Annotated in this window: 15 protein-coding genes; all 15 read left to right on the top strand. The window is 42.8% G+C overall.

Annotated elements, in window-relative coordinates:
• Nucleotides 1–39: 39 nt before the first annotated feature.
• The 15 genes from LIZ66_RS10400 (at nucleotide 40) to ispF (ending at nucleotide 15,728) form a co-directional block, all read left to right on the top strand.
• Nucleotides 40–771, top strand: a complete 732-nt coding sequence (locus tag LIZ66_RS10400; protein ID WP_195699911.1) for a CpsB/CapC family capsule biosynthesis tyrosine phosphatase — start codon at nucleotides 40–42, stop codon at nucleotides 769–771.
• An 81-nt stretch (nucleotides 772–852) separates the two neighbouring features.
• Entirely contained in the window at nucleotides 853–1,587 is a 735-nt protein-coding gene (locus LIZ66_RS10395) for a YveK family protein (protein ID WP_195699910.1), read from the top strand.
• A gap of 27 nt (nucleotides 1,588–1,614) precedes the next feature.
• Complete coding sequence (locus tag LIZ66_RS10390) at nucleotides 1,615–2,370, top strand: immunoglobulin-like domain-containing protein (protein ID WP_195699909.1); 756 nt, start codon at nucleotides 1,615–1,617, stop codon at nucleotides 2,368–2,370.
• Nucleotides 2,371–2,477: 107 nt separating this feature from the next.
• A complete protein-coding gene (locus LIZ66_RS10385; RefSeq protein ID WP_195699908.1) occupies nucleotides 2,478–3,395 on the top strand; it encodes an LCP family protein in 918 nt (305 codons plus the stop codon).
• A gap of 175 nt (nucleotides 3,396–3,570) precedes the next feature.
• Nucleotides 3,571–4,122, top strand: a complete 552-nt coding sequence (locus tag LIZ66_RS10380; protein WP_195409449.1) for a phosphatase PAP2 family protein — start codon at nucleotides 3,571–3,573, stop codon at nucleotides 4,120–4,122.
• A gap of 16 nt (nucleotides 4,123–4,138) precedes the next feature.
• Nucleotides 4,139–5,296: a 23S rRNA (uracil(1939)-C(5))-methyltransferase RlmD gene (rlmD, locus tag LIZ66_RS10375; protein ID WP_195699907.1), complete on the top strand. Its 1,158-nt coding sequence runs from the start codon at nucleotides 4,139–4,141 to the stop codon at nucleotides 5,294–5,296.
• Between the two features lie 88 nt (nucleotides 5,297–5,384).
• Nucleotides 5,385–5,729, top strand: coding sequence for a DUF1622 domain-containing protein (locus LIZ66_RS10370; protein WP_173718265.1), 345 nt, complete (start codon nucleotides 5,385–5,387; stop codon nucleotides 5,727–5,729).
• 74 nt (nucleotides 5,730–5,803) lie between these two features.
• Nucleotides 5,804–6,490 (top strand): tRNA (N6-threonylcarbamoyladenosine(37)-N6)-methyltransferase TrmO, encoded by a 687-nt coding sequence (gene tsaA / locus LIZ66_RS10365; RefSeq protein WP_227198873.1) that lies wholly within the window; start codon nucleotides 5,804–5,806, stop codon nucleotides 6,488–6,490.
• A gap of 73 nt (nucleotides 6,491–6,563) precedes the next feature.
• Nucleotides 6,564–7,883 (top strand): aspartate kinase, encoded by a 1,320-nt coding sequence (locus LIZ66_RS10360; RefSeq protein WP_118579127.1) that lies wholly within the window; start codon nucleotides 6,564–6,566, stop codon nucleotides 7,881–7,883.
• Nucleotides 7,884–8,237: 354 nt separating this feature from the next.
• The gene (locus tag LIZ66_RS10355; protein WP_195983300.1) at nucleotides 8,238–9,587 is read left to right on the top strand and encodes a putative DNA modification/repair radical SAM protein; all 1,350 of its coding nucleotides are present in this window, start codon (nucleotides 8,238–8,240) and stop codon (nucleotides 9,585–9,587) included.
• Nucleotides 9,584–10,363 (top strand): TIGR03915 family putative DNA repair protein, encoded by a 780-nt coding sequence (locus tag LIZ66_RS10350; protein ID WP_195699905.1) that lies wholly within the window; start codon nucleotides 9,584–9,586, stop codon nucleotides 10,361–10,363. The genes LIZ66_RS10355 and LIZ66_RS10350 overlap by 4 nt, the downstream gene beginning before the upstream one ends.
• A gap of 89 nt (nucleotides 10,364–10,452) precedes the next feature.
• Nucleotides 10,453–12,822 (top strand): ATP-dependent DNA helicase, encoded by a 2,370-nt coding sequence (locus LIZ66_RS10345; protein ID WP_195983301.1) that lies wholly within the window; start codon nucleotides 10,453–10,455, stop codon nucleotides 12,820–12,822.
• Nucleotides 12,823–12,944: 122 nt separating this feature from the next.
• Entirely contained in the window at nucleotides 12,945–14,447 is a 1,503-nt protein-coding gene (locus LIZ66_RS10340; RefSeq protein ID WP_195699903.1) for a serine hydrolase, read from the top strand.
• A 130-nt stretch (nucleotides 14,448–14,577) separates the two neighbouring features.
• A complete protein-coding gene (locus LIZ66_RS10335) occupies nucleotides 14,578–14,949 on the top strand; it encodes a RidA family protein (protein WP_195379534.1) in 372 nt (123 codons plus the stop codon).
• A 305-nt stretch (nucleotides 14,950–15,254) separates the two neighbouring features.
• Entirely contained in the window at nucleotides 15,255–15,728 is a 474-nt protein-coding gene (ispF, locus tag LIZ66_RS10330; protein WP_118579255.1) for a 2-C-methyl-D-erythritol 2,4-cyclodiphosphate synthase, read from the top strand.
• Nucleotides 15,729–15,762 lie beyond the last annotated feature (34 nt).

Raw genomic sequence — 15,762 nt, 5'->3', positions numbered from 1 at the left:
GAGATTGTTATATGAAGAGATTGGAAATGGGCGAAGCGAATGAAAGGTATTTATGATATTCACTGTCATATTGTTCCGGGAGTAGATGATGGAGCGAAGGATCTTAAGACATCTGTACGCATGCTCCAGAAGGAATATGATGACGGTGTCCGCAACATTATTGCCACTCCGCATTTTCGATATGATATGTTTGAGCCGTCTCTGGAACAGGTTAAGAAGCAGTTCCTTCGTGTGAGGAAGGCTGCCGCTGAGATTGGAGAAGACGGTATTCAGATGTATCTGGGCTGCGAGCTTCATTCCAGCATGGATATGACAGACTGTCTGAAAAAAGGGGAAAGACTTACCATGTCAGGTTCCCGTTATGTGTTAACGGAGTTTCGGACTTCAGACGAAAAGTCCTATATCAGGGAACGGGTGCAGGCATTGATCCGGAAGGGCTATTATCCTATTATTGCACACGTAGAACGCTATCATTCGGTAGTAAAAAGCGGTCTGGATTTTATTGATGAACTCAGGGATATGGGGGCCTATATCCAGATGAATGCGGACAGTATTATTGGTGAGGATGGCTTTATGATCAAGCGTTTCTGCAAGAAAGTAATTAAAGAAGAAATGCTGGATTTTGTAGGGTCTGACGGTCATGATCTGGCCAAACGAACACCTCACATTGGCAAATGTTACGACAAAATTGAAAAAATGATGGGAACGGATTACGCAGATATGATTTTTATCAGCAATCCGGAGTGCATTATAAATAACGAGAGATTTTGACTTTTATATATGGGATGTCGTTGAAAACGATGTATCTGTTTTGAAAAAGTAAAGAAAATTACAGGGTAACGGAGAAGAAGAATGGAAAATCAGGTTACAAATAATAACGATGAAATTGAAATCGATTTAGGTGAGATTTTTCACCTGATTCTTAGCAGGCTGGGAGTGATTATTCTTTCCGGTATCATTCTGGGTGTGATTTCCATTATCGGAACAATGCTTTTTATCACTCCACAGTATGAATCTACTACGAAGATCATGGTGCTGAATAAACAGGACAGCAATACACTGACCAGTGCAGATATGCAGACCAGTACACAGCTGACTAAGGACTATGCGGAACTTATTAAGAGCCGTACAGTTCTTGAAGGTGTAATTGCACAGCTGAATCTTAATATTACCTATCAGCAGCTGCTTGGCAAACTGACCGTAGATACTTCTACAGACAGCCGTATTGTAACGATCATAGTATCTGATGAAGATCCATATACAGCAAGTGAGATGGCCAATGCTATCCGCGATATGGCAGCAGAGCACATTCAGTCAGTTATGGATATTGAGGCGGTTAACGTAGTTGACAGCGCAAACATCCCAAATGAAAAAGCCAGCCCAAGTCTTGCGAAGAATGGTGTGATCGGTGGACTTTTAGGTGTTATCATTGCAATGGCGATTGTGATCATCATTTATCTTACAAATGATACGATCAAGGTTGAGGAAGATGTAGAGCGTTATCTTGGACTTTCTGTTCTGGGAAGTATTCCATATTCAGAGAAAGAAAGCAGATCCAAGAAACAGAAATCAAGAAAACGTCGCTGATGAAATTGAGTATAAGGAGCTGCAGATATGCGTAAATGGTTGATTGTTTTAATGGCGGCAGTGGCAATAGGAACGACCGGAATCCTGGGATGGCTGTATATGAGACAGGATCGTAAGGGACCGGAAATTACCATTGCGGAGAGCAAGAAAAACAGCTACACTGCGGATATGACAACGGAAGATCTTCTGGAAGGGGTAAAAGCTGTTGACGACAGAGATGGAGATGTTTCATCCAGCCTGACAGTTGAGAATGTTTATCCAAATGAAAAAGGGGATGAAGTTACAGTTGTTTATGTTGCAAAAGATAACAGTAACAATGTAACAAAGGTAACTTATCATATGACTTCCGAGGGAAATCTTATGGGATTTACTTCAGAAACCAAAACTTCTTCTGACAATACAGATACAGATGCAGATACGGATGAAGACCTGCAGGATGAAAATGAGACTGATTCAGAAGATGAAGAAGAACCAGAAATGACAGAAGAAGAAAAAGCGCAGGAAAGGGAAGAAGAAAAGATTGACCAGCTGAACCCTCAGGATCCGCGTTTTTATCTGAATACTTACTACGTTGAAATTGCCAAGGGAACACAGATTGACAGATTGAGTTATGTCAAAGACATTCAGGACGATAAAGATTCAACAAGTGATCTTTACCGTAAGATTCAGATCACTGGAACTGTTGATGTGAATACTCCGGGTACTTATGAACTGACTTATTATGTTGTTGACTCCAATGGCAATGCTTCAAACGGAGCTGTTCTGACAATTGTAGTAAAATAATGATTACTGTGAACGGAGTGAACAGTAATCATTAGCGACTGCTGGTTATGAAAGAACCGGCAGACAGATTCCTTTTTGACCATGCACATGTACATAGGAGCAAATATATGAGATCTACCATATGGAAGAAGACCCTTATCTGTCTTGGCGCGGTGTTGTTTCTGGAAAGCCCGGCTGTGGGTACAGCGTTTGCATATACAGTAAAGGCAGAGAATACGGATGCCGAAGCTGATGCCAGCAATATCAAGAGTATTTTGCTGATCGGACAGGACAAAAGAGAGGGAGAGTCCCGTCAGCGTTCCGATTCCATGATTCTTGCCACATTGGACAAGGATCAGGGTACTGTAAGCCTGACCTCTTTTATGAGAGATCTTTATGTTGCCATTCCTGGATATTCGACTACTCGTATTAATGCGGCTTACGCATATGGAGGAATGGATCTTTTGGATGAGACTCTGGAAGAAAATTTCGGAGTAAAGATAGACGGAAATGTGGAAGTGGATTTTGAAGTTTTCCAGGTTCTGGTTGACAAGGTTGGAGGAATAGATCTGGAGCTGACTCAGGCGGAAGCAGATTATATCTGCGGACGAGACCAGAGTGTTCTTTATCCTCAGCCCCTTCGAAGTGACTGGAATCTTCAGGAGGGCATGAATCATCTGGATGGAGAACAGGCACTTATCCATGCCCGCAACCGTTCTATTGGAAATTCTGATTATCGAAGAACAGAGCGGCAGCAGGAAGTACTTATGGCTGCCTTTGCAAAGATAAAAGATCTGGGAGTTTTTGAAATTGCAGATCTGGTTAAAGACGTTCTTCCAATGGTTACTACGGATCTTTCTTTGTGGGATATAACAGGATATGCCATGGATGTAATGAATATTGGTACAGATGAAATTGCATCGTACCGGATTCCGGAGGAAGGAGCTTACACACCTCAGACGATTGATGGCATGCAGGTTCTGGTTCCTGATCTTGAGCAGAATCGGCAATATCTTCAGCAGATCCTGTATCACGCAGGTGAATAAGAAAAAAAGAAATTAAGACGGTTCGCACCACACGAACCGTCTTTTACGCTATAATGACAAAGTAAAGCAGCTGTTGAGTTCCTTCGCAGTTACACACTGTCTGCTGAACCGTTATAAAAAACAAATTACAGAAGTATATAGACAGCAATCAGAATTGAAAGCGGGTGGAGGAGAAATGGAATTGCTTGAATGGATACATAATATTGATGCACAGATTCTGCTTTTTATACAACAGTATTTAAGAAGTGATTTGTTTACCTGGCTGTGGAAGGGAATTACCTTTCTGGGAGACGGAGGCTGGTTCTGGATTGTTTTGGGACTGCTCTTTCTTTTTCCTAAAAAGACAAGAAAGGCAGGAGTGACCGCACTTCTGGCACTGGCTATAGGGGCAGTGGTTACGAATTTATGCCTTAAGGATCTGGTAGCGCGTATAAGACCTTATGATTCTGTGGAGGGACTTGTGCCTCTGGTTGCCAGGCTGAAGGACTATTCTTTCCCATCAGGTCATACCTGCGCATCTTTTGCCTGTGCAGGCGTATATTATAAAGCCTTTCCTGGAAAATGGGGAAAAGCAGCCATGGTCCTGGCAGTTCTGATCGCTTTGTCCCGATTGTACGTGGGAGTACACTATCCTACAGATGTGCTGGCTGGAGCCCTTGTAGGCACTTTTAGTGCGTTGGCGGCGCTGAAGCTTGTCAGATATTATGAAGAACGAAAAGCAAAATAAAGATAAGGGAGAATTTATGGAAGAGAAAAAAACACAGACAGTCTGTCCATACGCAAAAAAGTGCGGTGGATGCCAGTATCAGGGGGTGCCTTATTCCGCACAGCTTAAAAAGAAACAAAATCAGGTACAGGGGCTTTTGAAGAAGTTTGGGAATGTGAAGCCGGTAATTGGAATGAAAGATCCTTATTTTTACCGGAATAAAGTTCATGCTGTATTTGACCGTGACAGGAAGGGAAATATTATTTCTGGAATTTATGAGGCTGGTACCCACAGAGTGGTTTCTATTGAACAGTGTCTGATTGAGGATGAGAAGAGTCAGGAAATCATCCGTACTATCCGGGGAATGCTAAAGTCTTTTAAGATCAAAACATATGATGAGGATACCGGATATGGACTTCTGCGCCATGTACTGGTGCGCCGTGGCTTTTCCACAGGTGAGGTAATGGTAGTACTGGTGGTCGCCTCTCCTATTTTTCCATCCAAAAATAACTTTGTGAAGGCATTAAGAAAAGTTCATCCAGAGATCAGTACTGTGGTATTAAATATTAATGACAAAAATACAAGCATGGTTCTTGGCGAGCGGGAAATCGTACTTTATGGTAAGGGATTTATCCGTGATACCCTTTGTGGAAAATCCTTCCGTATTTCGCCGAAATCCTTCTATCAGGTAAATTCAGTGCAGACCGAAATTCTTTATGGAAAAGCTGTGGAATTTGCAGGGCTGACAGGGAAAGAAAAAGTCATTGATGCATATTGTGGAATTGGCACCATCGGTCTGGTAGCTTCTGGTAAGGCAAGAGAAGTGGTCGGAGTGGAACTGAATAAAGATGCAGTCAGGGATGCAAGGATCAATGCAAGAGAGAATAAGGTGGTAAACATATCTTTCCGCCAGGGCGATGCCGGTGAATTTATGGAGGCAATGGCAGAAGCTGGTGAAAAGGCAGATGTGGTATTTATGGATCCTCCCCGCTCAGGCAGCAGCGAGAAATTCCTGAATTCCGTAATAAAACTCTCTCCGAAGAAAATTGTTTACATTTCCTGTAACCCGGAAACACTTGCAAGAGACCTTAATTTCCTTACGAGAAAAAACTATATAGTTAAAGAAATCCAGCCTGTGGAAATGTTCTGTTTTACAGATCACACAGAAGTGGTGACCTGGCTGGAGCAAAAATAAAAAACTGTTGCTGTTTACAGGTTGTGCAGCGATGAAAATACATTCTGCAAGAAAAGGTATCCTGTCAGCAGGAAAAAAGGAGGTACCTATGATGACGACCATAACTGGAATTATGGAGTGGGTTCTGGAGAATATTGCTGGTTTCGCCATTGTAATTTTTGAGTTTATTGGAGTTGCCATTATTATCTGGAGTGGAATTACCGGATTTATCAAATGGCTGAAACATGCCGGAGATACTGGTGTCTATCTGGCGAGGGGACTTGCCATGGGACTGGAATTTAAAATGGGAAGTGAGATTCTTCGTACTGTAGTGGTACGTGAGTGGAAGGAAATCGGAATTGTAGCCGGAATTATTGCTCTTCGTGCAGCTCTTACGTTCCTGCTTCACTGGGAAATCAAGGAGGAAGAAAAAAGCGGCGGACATGAGGAATAGAGGTTCGCTGTTTATAGAGGATATCTGCGGGTTTATAAGAGCACACATAAAGATTGATAAAGGTATAACAAACAATGGAAATGAAAGTAATTGCTCATATCAGAAGTGATTTTCCAACGAAATTTGGAATTCCCCATCAGAGCGGCAGGATACAGGAACTAAAGGCGGATATTATTTTTGAACCGGAATATCGGAACCATGAGGCATTTCGAGGGCTGGAAGAGTATACTCATATCTGGCTGATCTGGGAATTTTCACAGGCTGTTCGCAAGGAGTGGTCTCCTACAGTGCGTCCTCCAAGACTTGGGGGAAATGTCAGAATGGGCGTTTTTGCTACAAGGTCTCCTTTTCGTCCAAATCCCATAGGACTTTCCAGTGTAAGGCTGGAGAGCGTAGAGTTTTCTGAAAAGTATGGACCGGTGCTTCATGTATCAGGAGCGGATCTTATGGACGGAACACCTATTTATGATATAAAGCCTTATCTGGCTTACGTGGACAGCCATCCGGAAGCAGCGGGCGGATTTACCGACCAGATTCAGGATCATAAGCTGAAAGTAGAGTTTCCGGAAAAGCTTTTGAAGAAGATTCCAGAGGAAAAAAGAGAAGCACTTCTGGCTGTGCTTGCAAACGATCCAAGACCTGGGTATCAGAAAGACCCTGAAAGAAAATACGGAATGTCTTTTGGATCCTGGGATATTCAGTTTAAAGTGGATGGAGAACAGCTGCAGGTATTGGAGGTATTTAACACTTTCACGAATTAAATCGAAAAAACCCTTGCAAAAAGTCGAATTTTTTCATAAAATGGAGAAAAAGTTTTTGAGGAGCATAAGGATTATGAGAAAAGTTGTAAAGTTTGGCGGAAGCTCCCTTGCAAATGCGGAGCAGTTTGAAAAAGTCGGAGATATTATCAGAAGTGAAGAGAGCAGACGTTTTGTTGTTCCTTCTGCACCAGGTAAGAGATTTGACGGGGACACGAAGGTAACAGATCTTCTTTACAGCTGTTATGACGCAGCTGCAAATGGCGGTGATTTTGAAAAGGTTTTAGAAGAAATCAAATCTCGTTATTATGAGATTATTAAAGGGCTTGGTCTTGCTCTTTCCATGGAAGAGGATTTCCAGTTGATCAAAGAGAATTTTAAAGCACAGATTGGCAGGGATTACGCCGCTTCCCGTGGAGAATATCTGAATGGTAAAGTAATGGCTGCTTATCTTGGTTATGAATTTGTGGATGCAGCAGAGGTGATCCGTTTTGATAAAAACGGAAATCTGGATTCAGAGAAGACAGACAAACTTCTGAACAAGCGTCTTTCCAAATGTGAGAATGCAGTTGTGCCGGGCTTCTATGGTGCAAAGGACGATGGAACTGTGACCACTTTTTCCAGAGGTGGTTCTGATGTGACTGGTTCTCTGGTTGCCAAGGCAATTAAGGCTGATATGTATGAAAACTGGACTGATGTGTCCGGTTTCCTTGTAACAGACCCGAGAATTGTAAAGAATCCGGCTGTGATTGAGACCATTACATACCGTGAACTTCGTGAGCTTTCCTACATGGGAGCTACTGTTCTTCATGAAGATGCTATTTTCCCTGTAAGAAAAGAGGGAATTCCGATTAATATCCGCAACACCAACCGTCCGGAGGATAAGGGAACTTTTATTGTGGAGAGTACCTGCCGTAAGCCGAAATATACCATAACCGGTATTGCAGGAAAGAAAGGTTTCTGTTCTATCAACATTGAGAAGTCCATGATGAACAGTGAAATCGGATTTGGCAGAAAAGTGCTTCAGGTATTTGAAGACCAGGGAATCAGTTTTGAGCATGTTCCATCCGGTATTGATACCATGACAGTATATGTTCACCAGGATGAGTTTGAAGAAAAGGAGCAGCAGGTAATTGCGGGAATCCATCGCCTGGTTCAGCCGGATTTTGTGGAAATGGAATCTGACCTTGCCCTGATCGCAGTTGTAGGACGTGGAATGAAATCCACCCGCGGTACAGCCGGAAGAATTTTCTCTGCCCTCGCACATGCAAATGTAAACGTCAAGATGATTGACCAGGGCTCCAGTGAGCTGAATATTATTATCGGCGTGGAGAACCGTGATTTTGAAAATGCAGTGAAAGCAATTTATGATATTTTTGTGCTGACTCAGATTTGAAATTGAGTGGATAGGTCGCCTGTCGGCAGCATTCACATATATGAAAATCTGCTCATACATTCAGAACGTCTGGTATTCAGGAATTTGCTGATGTAAGCATGTACCATTTCTGGCTGTCGTCCGGGAGCTTTAATAGTAAAAGAATGAGATAAGAGCCGTAAATCAAAGGGAGTGTTAGAAGTAATCTTTGATTTATGGCTCTTTTTGTATAGAAAAAATTTCGTTCCGTTTTATGATATTGACAAAACAGAACACATGTTCTAAAATAAAACAAGAACAAACGTTCTGAATTTGAGAAGAATAAATAATAAAGAATGCGAAACACAGATTACATAAAAGGAGCTTTGTTACGGGATGATTATTCAGGAATCAATGACATTGAAGCGGAAGCTGGAGATTTTATCGGATGCCGCGAAATATGATGTGGCTTGCACATCCAGCGGTGTGGATCGAAAAGGAGATGGAAAGGGCATGGGAAACAGCATTGCTGCCGGAATCTGTCATAGTTTTGCTCAGGATGGCAGATGTATCAGTCTTTTGAAGATCCTTTATACAAATGAATGTGTATTTGACTGTAAATATTGTATAAACAGAATCTCCAATGATGTGGTGCGTACCAGTTTTACCCCAGAAGAAGTGTGCCGTCTGACTATGGAATTTTACAGGAGGAACTATATTGAAGGACTGTTTTTAAGTTCCGGAGTAAAGGAAAGTCCGGACAGGACTATGGAAGAACTGCTTTGTACAGTAAACCTTCTTCGTAATAAATATCATTTTCAGGGATATATTCATTTGAAAGCCATTCCAGGTGCTGCTCCTGAACTGATCGCCCGGGCTGGGTATCTGGCAGATCGCATGAGCGTGAACCTGGAACTTCCTACTGCAGACGGGCTTAGGAAACTGGCACCGCATAAGAGCAGGCAAACCATTCTTCGCCCCATGAAGCAGATTCAGCAGCAGCGAGATCAGAATAAGGAGGAATTGGTTCTGTACCGCCATGCACCTAAGTTTGTACCAGCCGGTCAAAGTACCCAGATGATCATTGGAGCTATGGGGGAGAGCGATTATCAGATCGTGTCGGTAGCAGAATCTTTGTATAAGAACTTTGCATTAAAAAGAGTTTTTTATTCGGCTTTTGTCGCCGTAAATGAAGATAAGGATCTGCCTATGTCCTTATCAGGTCCGCCTCTTCTTCGAGAACACCGGCTTTATCAGGCAGACTGGCTTATGCGGTTTTATGGTTTTCAGGCTTCAGAGCTGCTTTCGGAGAAACACCCGGATTTTAATCTTCTTCTGGACCCCAAGGCAGACTGGGCAGTGTCACATCTGGAGTTTTTTCCGGTAGAGATCAATCAGGCAGATTATTATGAACTTCTTCGTGTACCGGGAATCGGTTATACCTCTGCCAGAAGAATCATTGGGGCCAGGAGAACCCATTCCCTGGATTTTGCAGATCTGAAGAGGATTGGTGTGGTTCTGAAGCGTGCCTTATATTTTATTACCTGTAATGGCCGCATGATGTACAATACCAGGGTAGAGGAAGCCTATATTACCCGTAATCTTCTATCTGAAGAGAACTGCCGAAGGCGTGGGAATGAAGCTGCATTTCAGCAATTATCCCTCTTTGGAGATGAGATGGGGAGCAGAAGACTGTATACAGGAAATACGAAGAATCATGTGGAGCGAAAGGTGGGAGCTATATGAATCAGGAGAAAAGAATCCTGGTATGTGAGGATTCTATGGAGGGGATTTTTTCTGCTGTCTATGATGGATGGAAAGAGTGTGCAGGCGGCTGTAAAGTGAGCATTCAGACCAGTTTTCCTGTAAATATGGAATTGTTCACTTCTTATCGGGAAATTGTTACGGATCAGAGTAAGGCTGGTAAGGTTATGAGGACGATTCTTATGAGACTGGGAAGTGAAGTTTACGAACAGATTTGTCTGGCGGCAGCTTCGGCAGATGAAGACAGGGGAACTGCCATTTATTATGTGCTGCACCGGGCTTTTGGGGGAGGCAGATGTGAAAAACGTGTGATGGAGGCACTGGCAGATCCATATGTATCCAGAGTTGCGAAACTGGCACTCTGTGTGAAAAGGGAATATCACCACTATTTTGGGTTTGTCCGTTTCAGAGAGATTAGCGGAAGATTTCTGTTGGCGAAGATCCAGCCGGGGAATGATATCCTGTCTCTTATGGCTCTTCATTTTTCCAATCGTTTTCCCAATGAGAACTGGGTAATCTACGATGAGAAGAGGCAGAAGGCGTTGTGCCATGAGAAAGGGAAGGAGTGCGTCATGAGAAAAGGGGTGCGTATACAGGTGCCAGGGAGCGCCGTAGGGGATATGGGAGAGTACGAGGAACTGTGGCAGACATTTTGTGACAGCATATCCATTGAAGCAAGGAGAAATGAGAAACTTCAGAAGCAGATGCTTGCTTTGCATTTTCGGAGTAATATGCCGGAGTTTTCTATGAAAGGATAGGCCGATAAGTAAAATTCGTGTTATAATGCTTACAGATAAGGTATCTTTGTTTGGAAGGCAGCAGACCAGTAAAAGGCGGTAAATTGGAAATGGACAATCCGGTAACACGAATATCAGTAAGAAATCTTGTGGAGTTTATATTGCAGAGTGGTGATCTTGATAACCGAAGAGGTACTATAGACAAAGATGCTATGTTAAAGGGCAGCAGACTGCATCGGAAGCTTCAGAAACAAATGGGCGGAGACTACAGAGCAGAGGTTGCTTTGCGGATGAATTACAGCTATGAGGATCTGGACATTCGGGTGGAAGGGCGTGCAGATGGAATTTTTACAGAAGATGAGATTGTCTGGATCGATGAGATTAAGGGAATATATGGAAATGTGGAACAGATGGAAGAGCCTGTGAAGGTTCATAAGGCTCAGGCTATGTGTTATGGTTATATTTACGGTGTTCAGGAAGGCTTGTCGAAGATTGGAATCCAGATGACATATGCCAACCTGGAGACAGAAGTGGTGAAAAGGTTCCGGGAGGTGCTCTCCATAGAGGAACTGCAAGAATGGTACCAGAAACTTCTGGATGAATATCATAAATGGCTCAGTTATCAGAAAAAATGGAAGGAAGAGAGAAATCATTCTCTTCAGAGCCTGGAATTTCCATTTCCCTACAGAGAAGGTCAGAGAAAGATGGTGAGCAGTGTTTACCATGCAATTGGAGCCAGTCGTCAGATTTTTATTCAGGCACCTACCGGCGTAGGAAAAACCATGTCTACCATATTTCCGGCAGTTCGTGCTGTTGGCGAAGGGAAAGGGGAGACGATCTTTTATCTTACAGCCAAGACTATTACAAGAACAGTGGCTCAGGAAGCTCTTGAGGTGCTGCGGGAAAAGGGAATGAAATACAAAGTGGTGACCATTACAGCCAAGGAGAAGCTGTGTTTTATGGACGAAACCAAGTGTGATCCGGTACATTGTCCTTACGCCAGGGGACATTTTGACAGGGTCAATGACGCTGTCTATGAGCTGTGGACGACGAAGAGCAGATATGACAGGGAGACTATCCGGGAGCAGGCCGAGAAATGGCAGGTGTGTCCTTTTGAAATGTGTCTGGATCTGTCTTTGTGGGTGGACGCTGTAATTTGTGATTATAATTATGTGTTTGACCCTACAGTTCATTTGAAACGTTTTTTCGGGGAAGGTGCAGGTGGAGATTATATCTTTCTCATTGATGAAGCCCATAATCTGGCGGAACGGGGAAGAGAGATGTACAGCGCTTCTATTTGCAGGGAAGATGCTGTTCGGGTTCGAAAAGCTATGAAGGAGAGAGCACCCCGGCTTTACCGCTCCCTTGGAAAGCTGGATAAACAGCTGAAAGAACTGCAGGTGGACTGTGGAAATTACATCGTTCTCCCAGGCACGGGTTCCATAACTATGACGATTTTAAAGGTTCAGGGAGAATTTGATGCTTTTCTGGAAGCACATAAGGATGTGGAACTGGAAGATGAAGTAAGAAAGTTTTATTTTGATATTCGCAATTTTCTGAATATTGCAGAACTGATAGACGAGAACTATGTAGTTTATGCTGAGAATGGAGAAGATGGTCTGTTTCGCCTGAAACTGTTCTGTGTAAATCCGGCAGTGAACCTGGGGGAATATCTGAAGAAAGGCCGCAGTGCCGTATTCTTTTCTGCTACATTGCTGCCCATGAGCTACTACAGAAAATTGCTCAGCAACAGGCAGGACGATTATGGAATCTATGTGGAATCACCGTTTTCACAGAAGAACCGCTGTATTTTAAATGCCGGCGATGTAAGTTCCTTATATAGCCGCAGGGGATATGAGGAATATCACAAAATTGCGGAATATATAGCGAGGACGGTATGGCAGCACAAGGGAAATTATATGGTATTTTTTCCTTCTTACAAAATGTTGGAAGAGGTTTATGCAGTCTACGAAGAAGAATTTTCTGTAAACTGGGTGAAGTGTATCTGTCAGAACAGCTCTATGAAGGAACAGGAAAGAGAAGAGTTTCTTCAGGAATTTGAACAGGATCAGGAGTCACTGGTAGCTTTTTGCATTATGGGCGGTATTTTTTCAGAGGGAATCGATCTGCTGGGAGAAAAACTGATTGGAGCCATTTTAGTGGGAACCGGATTGCCCCAGTTGGGAAATGAGAGGGAAATTCTTCGTTCTTTTTACACAGAAAATGGGGAAAATGGATTTGATTACGCCTATAGGTACCCTGGCATGAATAAGGTTCTGCAGGCTGCTGGAAGAGTAATCCGCACAAGGGAGGATCATGGTGTTATTCTCCTTTTGGATGAACGATTCCGGCAGAGAGAATACAGCAATCTTTTTCCGGTGGAGTGGAATGACAGGAAAACATGTACATTGTCAAATGTGGAAGCACAGCTGCAAAAATTTTGGGAGAGTATTCCAGACAAAATCTCTTGCAAATTGTGACGTACATCCTGCAGAAAGTCTTTTCAAACACATTCCAGAGCCTGTAAAAATGTTATGGCAAACAAAGAGGTTGCATACAAAGCAGAAACAGGTTATACTGCCCTTATTAAAAGGAGAATAACATGAAAAAAGGCAAAAAAACCAGATGGCTGTATAAAGCAGCTGGAATGGCAGTCCTTTTGGGGGCAGCATTTTGGTGCAGCAACAGCGGGCTCCTGTTATGGAAGCCTGAAGTTCTTACTGTATTAGCGGAATCAGAAAGTGGCGGCAGCCTGTCATCTGTTACAGAGGCAGCTAAGATACTTCCTATTCCTAATAGTGATGGCAAATATATGTTGAAAAGTGACGGATTTTACTGTCTGAATGAAGACGGTTCAGGAGACTGCACTCAGGCAATACATTATTTCGACCATTTTGTTGTAGATGGAACAGTGTTTAATGGATATTATTATCACGACGAGACAGGAAAATTTAAAGCTTCTGAAGCACATCTTACAGCCATTTCACAGGAAGCACTCCCGAAAGCAGAAGATGGAACTGTGGAAGCAGGATGGACTTCGGGGATTTATGTGGTAAATAACCTTGGAAGGCTTTCTGGTACTGGAAGAGTTTGTATTCTAAAAGAAGAGATTGGACAGATAAAACTAGATGGCGGGTATTACGTTGACAGAAATGGAAAAGTGTGTCAGGAAGGCGGTATTTATTATATTCAGGAAATGAATGTGGGAGAAAAGAGATTTTCCGGGTATTATTATTTTGATGAATCAAGCGGCGTATTAGTGGAAGAAGCTGGTACTACACCAGAGGGCTTGACAATCCAAAAAGATGGCTGCATTAAAGAACTGACGGATCCGGGAATCAAAAATCTGAAGAAAGCTGTGAAGGAATTTACGGAAAAACTGGAAGGGGACTGGAGCGTCTATGTGAAAGATCTAAAGAACGGAGAGAAGTTCTCCATCAATGATAAAGCCATGTCTTCCGCAAGTCTGATAAAAGCATTTACAATGGCTGCAAGTTATGAAAATATGGAAAAAATCAGGATGGTTGAGGGGATGCTTCTGAAAGCAGATCCAGCTAGTCAGACTGTGACAGACAAGCTGTTTCGGCTTATGGAGAATATGGTAACCTACAGTGACAATGAGTCTTTTAATGAAATGGTAAGGCTTCAGACTGCCTCCAATCAATTCAATGCAGGTGCACGTGTAATTAACCGGTATCTCAGGGAACAGGGCTATAAAGAAACAGCTGTGCTTCATACGCTTGCGCCTTCGAATACAGATCCGGAAGGGCTTGGAAGCAGTAATATGACTTCTGTGGAGGATTGCGGCACTCTGCTGGAGAAGATTTACCGAAGAGAATGTGTAAGTCCGGAGGATTCTGACCAGATGCTGTCTTTGCTTTTGAACCAGGATACCAGAACAAAGATTCCTGGCGGGCTTAAGGAATCTGTTCAGGTAGCGAATAAAACTGGTGAAAATGATAAAAGCCAGCACGATATTGGAATTGTCTATGGAGCTAGAACGGATTATATTCTGTGCGTAATGTCTGAGAATGCAGGAAAGGAAGCAGATGCTGTTTCCAATATTCAGAGGATTTCAGCGATGGCTTATTATTATTTGAATTAGAGCGTATTTGAAAAAGGCTTTCTGCAAAACAGAATCCTTTCCAGACTTGTACAAAAAAATTGCTTGACACTAATAAAATTTTGCGATAGCATGAAGACAATAAAAGAAAAAATGAAAGGAGATTTACACCATGAAAGTAGTTTATACAGATAAGGCACCAGCAGCAATCGGACCATACTCCCAGGCAATGATTTTAAATGGAGTATTATTTACATCTGGACAGATCCCGGTAAATCCTGCAACAGGCGAGATCAACGGAGATACCATTGAGACTCAGGCAGAGCAGGTTATGAAGAATCTTGGCGAAGTACTGAAAGAAGCAGGAAGCAGTTTTGAGAAGGCAGTTAAGACAACATGCTTCCTTGCTGATATGGGAGATTTTGCCAAGTTTAATGAAGTATATGCGAAATATTTCGTAAACAAACCAGCACGTTCCTGTGTCGCTGTGAAAACTCTTCCGAAGAATGTTCTTTGCGAAGTTGAGGTAATCGCAGAAGTTTAATAGTACTGTCCACAGGAAAATGTGTCAAATGTTTTTGTATTTAAAGATATGCAAATATTTAGAATACATATTGTCAGGCCTTCTGGGGTTCACCCGGGAGGCCTTTGTCATAAATAAAAATTGTGCAGAATTCTGTTGCAACGCAGTCTGGAATGTCAGACAGAAATCCCTGGCATATTAAACTGTTGACGGATTGCTTTTTAATTGGAAATCATGTATAATAGCGAACGATAGCATGGGGATTTTTTGCTATGCAGGAAAATCCCTTTCAAGAAGAAAGGCAGGGACGAAATGTGGATAATCTTATGAAAGTGGGAATGGGATATGATGTACACAGACTGACAGAGAACCGGAATCTGATCCTTGGCGGTGTGAAGATACCGTGGGAGAAAGGCCTGCTGGGACATTCAGATGCAGATGTACTGATTCATGCGATTATGGATGCTCTTTTGGGAGCAGCAGCTCTTGGTGATATTGGACAGCATTTTCCAGATACAGATCCGGCATACGAGGGGATTTCCAGCGTAAAGTTGTTGGAACATGTAGCCTCTCTTCTGGAAAAAAAAGGATATGGTGTAGGAAATATTGACGCTGTGATCATTGCCCAGAAGCCGAAGATGGCACCTCATATTCCACAGATGAAGGAGAACATTGCGAAAGCGTTGCATATGGAGCCTGACTGTCTGAATATCAAGGCTACCACAGAGGAGAAGCTGGGTTTTACCGGAAGAGAAGAGGGAATTGCTTCCCAGGCAGTCTGCCTTTTATACAAGAAATAATGTTGTTGTGCGCAGCTGCGAAATAACATTTAGA

This window comes from Blautia faecis, assembly GCF_020554845.1.
In the GTDB taxonomy this organism is placed as follows: Bacteria; Bacillota; Clostridia; order Lachnospirales; family Lachnospiraceae; genus Blautia_A; species Blautia_A faecis.
This window is presented reverse-complemented; position numbering and strand designations above follow the sequence as displayed.

What these genes read in the sequence shown, in the direction of transcription:
- LIZ66_RS10340 (WP_195699903.1), top strand. Translation starts at nt 12,945, where the DNA reads ATGAAAAAAGGCAAAAAAACCAGATGGCTGTATAAAGCAGCTGGAATG.
- ispF (WP_118579255.1), top strand. Translation starts at nt 15,255, where the DNA reads ATGAAAGTGGGAATGGGATATGATGTACACAGACTGACAGAGAACCGG.
- LIZ66_RS10355 (WP_195983300.1), top strand. Translation starts at nt 8,238, where the DNA reads ATGATTATTCAGGAATCAATGACATTGAAGCGGAAGCTGGAGATTTTA.
- LIZ66_RS10390 (WP_195699909.1), top strand. Translation starts at nt 1,615, where the DNA reads ATGCGTAAATGGTTGATTGTTTTAATGGCGGCAGTGGCAATAGGAACG.
- LIZ66_RS10385 (WP_195699908.1), top strand. Translation starts at nt 2,478, where the DNA reads ATGAGATCTACCATATGGAAGAAGACCCTTATCTGTCTTGGCGCGGTG.
- LIZ66_RS10395 (WP_195699910.1), top strand. Translation starts at nt 853, where the DNA reads ATGGAAAATCAGGTTACAAATAATAACGATGAAATTGAAATCGATTTA.
- rlmD (WP_195699907.1), top strand. Translation starts at nt 4,139, where the DNA reads ATGGAAGAGAAAAAAACACAGACAGTCTGTCCATACGCAAAAAAGTGC.
- LIZ66_RS10400 (WP_195699911.1), top strand. Translation starts at nt 40, where the DNA reads ATGAAAGGTATTTATGATATTCACTGTCATATTGTTCCGGGAGTAGAT.
- LIZ66_RS10370 (WP_173718265.1), top strand. Translation starts at nt 5,385, where the DNA reads ATGATGACGACCATAACTGGAATTATGGAGTGGGTTCTGGAGAATATT.
- LIZ66_RS10335 (WP_195379534.1), top strand. Translation starts at nt 14,578, where the DNA reads ATGAAAGTAGTTTATACAGATAAGGCACCAGCAGCAATCGGACCATAC.
- LIZ66_RS10345 (WP_195983301.1), top strand. Translation starts at nt 10,453, where the DNA reads ATGGACAATCCGGTAACACGAATATCAGTAAGAAATCTTGTGGAGTTT.
- LIZ66_RS10350 (WP_195699905.1), top strand. Translation starts at nt 9,584, where the DNA reads ATGAATCAGGAGAAAAGAATCCTGGTATGTGAGGATTCTATGGAGGGG.
- LIZ66_RS10360 (WP_118579127.1), top strand. Translation starts at nt 6,564, where the DNA reads ATGAGAAAAGTTGTAAAGTTTGGCGGAAGCTCCCTTGCAAATGCGGAG.
- tsaA (WP_227198873.1), top strand. Translation starts at nt 5,804, where the DNA reads ATGGAAATGAAAGTAATTGCTCATATCAGAAGTGATTTTCCAACGAAA.
- LIZ66_RS10380 (WP_195409449.1), top strand. Translation starts at nt 3,571, where the DNA reads ATGGAATTGCTTGAATGGATACATAATATTGATGCACAGATTCTGCTT.